Here is a 6,244-nt window from a genome sequence, read left to right as displayed (position 1 = left end):
TCGGCATTCAGCTGCTGCCGTAGCTCCGGGAATTCGCCCTTACCCGCGCGCTGCCGGCGTGCTTCACGCGCGTCGCGCGCGGCCTGCGAGATCGCACTGTCCGCTACCCGGCCTGTGCGGCTTCTTTCTGGCGCAATTTCTCGATCGCGATCGCGAACCCGTCGCAGGCGATACGTGGATACGGCGCCAGCGTCGTCCACGTGTTCGTGCGCAGGATCTGGCAGAAGCACTGGGCGTCCTTCGTCGACGCCGACCAGATCGCCGCCGGACAGCGCTCGCACAGCGTCGACGGGTTCGGCCACAAACTCCGGTTCACCTGACCAAGCGCCAAACTCGTCGGCATCAAAGGCGGGGGCTGGATCGGCACCGGACGGTCCGGGATCGAATCCGGGGCCGCCGGGTCCGTCGAAGGTCGGCCCGACGTCGGGACTACCCCATCCGTCGTCGCTGTTGAATGGGGTATCGAATGTCCGGTCGATGTCGTCGGGCTCGAGTCGTCCGAATCCGCTGGTGTCATCATGAAACTCCTTCAGGTGCTGTGCATAGAAACCGCGCTCCAGCGCGTCGAGCATCAGGCGACGATCACCCGACGACGACTGCTGATAACGCTGCCATTGAAGCGTGTTGCCGCTATTGAGATATTTCACTTCCCGCGCGCGCTCGGCCATCCATTCGTCCAGGCGCGCCTGGATGTCTTCGGGTGTCGCTCGCGCAGGCTGCCGTTCGATGTAGTGCTCGGCCGCGTCGGCCGCCAGCTGCAGGAGCTTCTCGTCGGTCGGCAGTTCGATGAACTCGCGCGAGAACACGTAATCCTTTAGGTTCACGCCCTTCTCGGCGCCGGCCGGCTTCACGTTCGGATACGCGTCCTCACGTCCGACGTTGCGCACGCGGACTGCGCCGTGCTCGGCGAGTAGCGCCATGAAGTCATCGATACGCTCGACGCGCCGGTCAAGCATCCCGTCGAGGATTCGCTCCTTGAGTTGCCGGCTATCCGCTCGAAACAGGTCGCCGCGGTACCGACTCAGCATCTCGGACGCGTCGCTGAATTCCGTGCGGCGGTTATCCTTCGGGCTAGCCAGCCCGTACTTCGCGTTCAAGTGCTCCTGGATTGCATCGAAGTAGTCGAGGTTCAGCTTGTCGAAGCCAAACGGGCGCGCACTCTGCCCCGAGATCAAGTTCAACTTCGGGATCACGACGTGAATGTGCGGCTTGCGCTCGACCAGCGTCCCGGTCTTCTCGTCGACGTAGCTTTTCACGCGCGGCAGGTGCGCCTCCGCATAAAAATTCAGTTCATCCGGTCGATAGGCGGCAAACACGAACGCCTTGAAATCGCGCACGACCGCATCGAGCGTCTCGCGATCGATATGGTCTTCCTTGAAGCTCAGGGTGATCGTCAGGTAGCGATCGACATTCGGTGCCGCGTCGATCATCCGATAGACCGATTCCGTCAGATCGAGATCGCCATCGAGCACCACGCGCTCATCCATCTCGTCGCGGCTGAACTCGCGTCCAACCTTGCGCCCGTCTTCGAGATATTGCTTGACGCCGTCGTGATGGCCCGAAACACGGATCAGCATAGTCAGTCCACCCGCTGCAGATGAGCTTTCAACAACTGCGTGATCAGCTGCAGCTCGTCCATCAACGCATCGAACAAATCTTCACGCAGGGTTCCTGCGAGCCGCGCATGATTCGCGACGTGCGCCAGCTGATTCAGGTTGTTGCCCGTCTTGTTGACCACGAACACGACCCGCTTGCGATCGACACTTGCCGGCGGACGAGCCACGATCTGCGTGCGGTTCGTCAGCACACATTCGCGCAAAAATTCGGATTGACTGAGGCCCGAGGCGGCCACCTTCTCCGCGAATACCTTGCGCTCCGCGTCGGTGAGACGCGTGCTGATCGGCGATCCCAACGCATCCTTTGCCGGGCGTCGACCTCGTTTCGGCGGCGCTTCCGACACGGCCTTCAGATCATCGTTGCTCATCGCTGTCAGTAGCAATCAGGTTGATGCAATATCGTCACAACCGCCGGACGGCATGCGCCGGCTGTCGTCGTCCGCCGGCTGCTGGACAGCGTAGCCGTCGAACACATGCGCGATGAACTCAGTCAGGATGAAGCGATCTTCGCTGTTCGGCTCGCGCGACAGATTGTTTTCGCCGACGATCTCGAAGGTTTCGATCGCCGCGAGTGCTGCTTGCGCCGTTAGCGGGGCGAGGAGCTCGTCAGCTTTCGCGACTGACTGTGCAACAAACTGCCTCGGCTGCGTCGGCCCCGGATTGTGCGGTGGCAGGGCGGCAAGTCTCCCAGCCGCCGCGTCCAGCAGTTTGCGACCGTGTTCGACGAATACGTGCGACACAAGAAAACCAGCAGCGTCCATTTCAAGCAGCCACAGGATCGAGCGGATCAGGCTGTTTGTATCGTCATTGAAATTGTCGGCCGGCACTGCTTCATGCTGCGCGACAGATCCGAGCCCGTAGCGCGCAATAAGGTCAGCAGAAAGATGCGGATGCGTCATTGCGCACACGGCTGCATACGCCCGGAGCGCTGCCCGCGCGTGCAGGTCATGCTTCAGGTCGAGTACGAAATACTCGCTATCGTGGTGCTTGCCGCCAGGCTGGTCGCTACCGTCGATACGGCGCACGTCGAACTTGCGATACAGGCCCTGCTCGGCGCTCGTCTTGTTCGGATCCAAGTCCGTCAGCACATCAGCGCAGCTCTTATCGGTAGTCATGGTTGATCCTCGGAAAAGCTTGCCCGGATCCGGGCAAGTGTTGTTCGATTCCGCAATGTCTCGCGGCATGCACAGCTCTCCGTCCGCTCAAAGCCGCCCGATGTTCACATCGCGTATCCCACGTGCCTCGCGCAGCGCCACCGTGTACCTGGTCAGGTAGTCGCGCCATACAACGGCATCGGGGATGCCATGCAGCACCCACACCGGGTGATACATGTCGCTCGTCTCGAAGCGCAGGCTGCCGAAACCCATGCGCTCCTGCCACCACAGAGCAAGCGCCTGTATGTTCTGCACGCGCGCGAGCTCGACGCTGATCGTTTCCCGCATCACGAGCCCACGCGTGACGGTCACACGTGATGCGTCGATCACGAAGCGTGTCGCGCGCGTTTGTGCGATCGCCTGCAGGACGGCGCCGATCGGCACGAACAGCACGAGCGCAAACACCCACCAAAAATTCGTCACCGCTGCGGCGCCGGCGACCAGCAGCAACAGGACAACCTCGGCGATCGCCCAATTCACGATCAGCGGGAGATTCACCGTCCAGACTGGTGACGCCTCGAACCACGGCGGCGACACCGCAGGCGACCTCGACGGGTCAAACGTCGGCTTCATGACGTCGCCCCCACATCACTCGCTATTCCTTCTGTCGCCGGCGACGGCAAAGCCTTGATCGCCCCCTTCGGCGATGGCAGCGGCTGCATCGGATCGTCCGCATCCCATACCCATGCAGGCACCGCGCTCTCCGCAATCACCGCCTCGAGTGTCTCGCTGGATTCAGCCGGCGCGCCAGGTGTCAGCACATACAGCGCAGTCGGCACGTCGCAATCGGTCAGCACCGCACACGCGAGCGTCTGGTTCTCCGCCAGGTTGTAGCGCAAGCTCTTCACGAAGCGTCGTCGACCACTCGTCAGCGCGTCGAGCAACGCCTTGTCGTACATGTCTTCGAACGGAATCCAGCGGTCCGTCACGACCATCGCCGACAGGGTCGATACCGTTGCGAGGCCCGTCGATTCGAGCCCGAACGTCGCGATGAAAATCAGGTGTGCACCCTCCACGCCATCCCACAGCGCGATCGCATTCGCGAACCGTTTCATGAAGCGCCGATGCAGATCCCCGTCAAGCATGAACGGGAAATTCGCCAGGTGTTTCGCAACCAGCTTCGCGCCGGCGCGTGTCGGCGTAATCTCCTTCACCTCGCCGATCGCGATCATCATCGGTCGCGTCTTGCCGACCTTCGCGAGCGCCGCCATCGCAGTGATACGTCGCGCAGTCAGATCGGCATCACGATCGAGTGACCAGGTCTCCGGAATGAACATCTGCTGGCCGAGCGGTGCTTTCTTTGCGGTCTTGCCAAGCACCGCCGACAGCAGCTCGCGCCGAACCAGCGCCCAGCTACGCTTGTTCTCCATCGCCGGTGACCAGCGATTCAACCCGGCTTCGTCCCACAGGTAGTGCAGCAGCCCGCGCAGCGTCAGCTTCGCGCCGTCCGTGCGCACCGAGTCGCTCTCGCGCCCGGTCGCCTCGGGCGCGCTCTTGCCGCTGGATTTCGTCAAGCTGAAATCCAGCCGCAGGTTCGTCGCCTCGCCGTCGTCCTGGACGGCCTGGCCGAGCACGGCACCACGGCCGGACAATTCCGCCGGCGGCTCGTAGGACGGGCACTCTGGTGCGTGCTTCGCGCCGCTGTCCGGCATGCGCTTGATGACGTAGTGATCCTCCAGCTTTGCGATGTACATCGGCACGCCGTCCGGCTGACAGGCGCAGAGCGGCCGTTGCTTACCCTTGTATGCGGTGGCGAGATGGCGCTGCAGATCGCTGGCATCAGCCGCGACCTGTGCGGAACCGAAACGGTATGCATGCATCATGGGCCTCCTATCACGTGACGAAAACTGGTGATCGCAGTGCCGACCAGCATGATCGTGACGGCGGCCGTCAGCGCGACCGTCATGCCGATCGTGCGCCACGACGTGCGCGGCCGATTCTGCAGCGCGATCATCTGCTGCAGCTTGATCAGCTCCGCCGCTACCGCCTCGGTCGCTTCACGTCGCGCCAGCTGCGCCGCCTTCACCGCAAGTTCGCCCTTGAACGAAGCTTCGTGCCGAACCGCCTCCGCCACGAACTGCTCGGCGGCCTGGCGAATTTCTTCCAGCCGGCCGGTCAGCTGCTCGTCGGTCGCACGAATCAGCTTCTCGACATGATTGAGGCTGTCAACGACCTTTGCCAGATCGATCACCAGATCGGCCACCGCAGCCTCACGCAACTCGGGACTCGCCGACAGCGCGAGCAGCGTTTGCTTCACGCCGTCGAGCGACAACATGCCATCCTTGCCGACTGCTTCACCAGGAGGTTGACGTGATGCGTGATCAGTCGCGATCTTGACGGCGTTCAAGCCGCCTGGAAGCGGGGCATTCATGCAAAGCTCCCGGATGAAATAGCCGCGAATGCCGCATCGAGTTTGGGTGCGATCGACTGCGACTTACGCTTCAGGCTAATCAAGCGCGTGCGGCGCACCGCTTCGGCCCGATCGGTCAATTGCGCGAGTCCGAGCTTGTAGTCCGTATCGTCCTGGTTAATCGCGTGCAGGGTCGTACCGAGTTCGGCCGCGATTGGAAATGCGTCGCTCTTCGGGATCGCGGCGGCCATATCGAGCCGGAAACTGCGATTCACGCGATAGATATCGATCAGCGGGCCGAACGCGCGAGCAATCGCCGCCTCATCGGATTCGTTACGCAGCGCTTCGACCTGGTTGAACACAACCCTGATCCGGTCGGGCTCGACGCCCAGGTCGGCCAGCAACTCGATCGTCTTGAACGTGTCATGCAGCTGCTTGCGTGCCGGCACAACCGGCACCACGAAGAATCCGTAGTCCTCGTGCGCGCCGGCGGACTCGTCAAGACGCTTCAGGTATTCCTCGACATTCGACGCGCCAATGTCCACGATCAGCGCCTGCCCAAGCATCAGCGCTTCGTGCAGCACGTCGAACTGTGCTGCGATCATGGTCTCCGGACCCGATTTATCACGCCCGCCAACGGCCACCGCCGCTTCATCTGCGTTAATCGATTCCACCTGCATCACGCTCAAGTCGGGCAGACGCGGCGCAAGCAGCTCGCGCGTAACCATCGTCTTGCCAACGTTGCCGGAACAGTTCACTACCGCAATACTCGGGGTCATCGTTATCCTCTTTCGTCCAGGTCGCCGCGCCGAACAGGCGGCGTATATACCAACAGAACGGGCTCGCCCTTCGCGGCCTCGCACACGAACGCGCCGGTGGTCGACAAGCGCCAAACCGGTTGGTCAAGCACCCGCAAACTCGTATCAAGAACATGCGCCTCGCCACGGAACATCGTGAACGTCGCACCGAGCGAAATCGACACGCGCGCTTCGATGTCCGACGACAGATGCGGCAGCCGCGATGCAAGCGCCGCCACGAACGGGTCGGTCATCGCATCCGCCAGCTGGCACACGTCGATCCATCGCGCGCGACGTGACGTATGCAGACGAAGCCAGCCGGGCACC

Annotated in this window: 7 protein-coding genes and 1 pseudogene; all 8 read right to left on the bottom strand. The window is 62.5% G+C overall.

The annotated features are described in order from the left end of the window. A pseudogene (locus tag FFS49_RS33195) lies at window positions 1-1,577 on the bottom strand (hypothetical protein); the annotation flags it as partial. Between the two features lie 2 nt (window positions 1,578-1,579). Continuing rightward, window positions 1,580-1,960, bottom strand: coding sequence for a plasmid mobilization relaxosome protein MobC (mobC, locus tag FFS49_RS33190; protein WP_225936033.1), 381 nt, complete (start codon window positions 1,958-1,960; stop codon window positions 1,580-1,582). Window positions 1,961-1,999: 39 nt separating this feature from the next. Beyond that, window positions 2,000-2,731 (bottom strand): hypothetical protein, encoded by a 732-nt coding sequence (locus FFS49_RS33185; protein WP_049036524.1) that lies wholly within the window; start codon window positions 2,729-2,731, stop codon window positions 2,000-2,002. Between the two features lie 87 nt (window positions 2,732-2,818). Further along, window positions 2,819-3,343: a PH domain-containing protein gene (locus FFS49_RS33180; protein WP_049036527.1), complete on the bottom strand. Its 525-nt coding sequence runs from the start codon at window positions 3,341-3,343 to the stop codon at window positions 2,819-2,821. After that, window positions 3,340-4,593 (bottom strand): DUF1173 domain-containing protein, encoded by a 1,254-nt coding sequence (locus tag FFS49_RS33175; protein WP_053092625.1) that lies wholly within the window; start codon window positions 4,591-4,593, stop codon window positions 3,340-3,342. The genes FFS49_RS33180 and FFS49_RS33175 overlap by 4 nt, the downstream gene beginning before the upstream one ends. Further along, window positions 4,590-5,141: a hypothetical protein gene (locus FFS49_RS33170; protein ID WP_137910205.1), complete on the bottom strand. Its 552-nt coding sequence runs from the start codon at window positions 5,139-5,141 to the stop codon at window positions 4,590-4,592. The genes FFS49_RS33175 and FFS49_RS33170 overlap by 4 nt, the downstream gene beginning before the upstream one ends. Continuing rightward, complete coding sequence (gene stbB, locus FFS49_RS33165) at window positions 5,138-5,899, bottom strand: StbB family protein (protein ID WP_049036532.1); 762 nt, start codon at window positions 5,897-5,899, stop codon at window positions 5,138-5,140. The genes FFS49_RS33170 and stbB overlap by 4 nt, the downstream gene beginning before the upstream one ends. A 2-nt stretch (window positions 5,900-5,901) precedes the next feature. Next, on the bottom strand, window positions 5,902-6,171 hold the full coding sequence (locus FFS49_RS33160; protein ID WP_137910204.1) for a hypothetical protein: 270 nt from the start codon (window positions 6,169-6,171) through the stop codon (window positions 5,902-5,904). Window positions 6,172-6,244 lie beyond the last annotated feature (73 nt).

The sequence above is a fragment of the Burkholderia sp. 4NA327C6 genome (genome assembly GCF_005502655.1).
In the GTDB taxonomy this organism is placed as follows: Bacteria; Pseudomonadota; Gammaproteobacteria; order Burkholderiales; family Burkholderiaceae; genus Burkholderia; species Burkholderia contaminans.
Note: the sequence above shows the minus strand (reverse complement) of the source record. Positions and strands in the feature narration are given on the sequence as shown.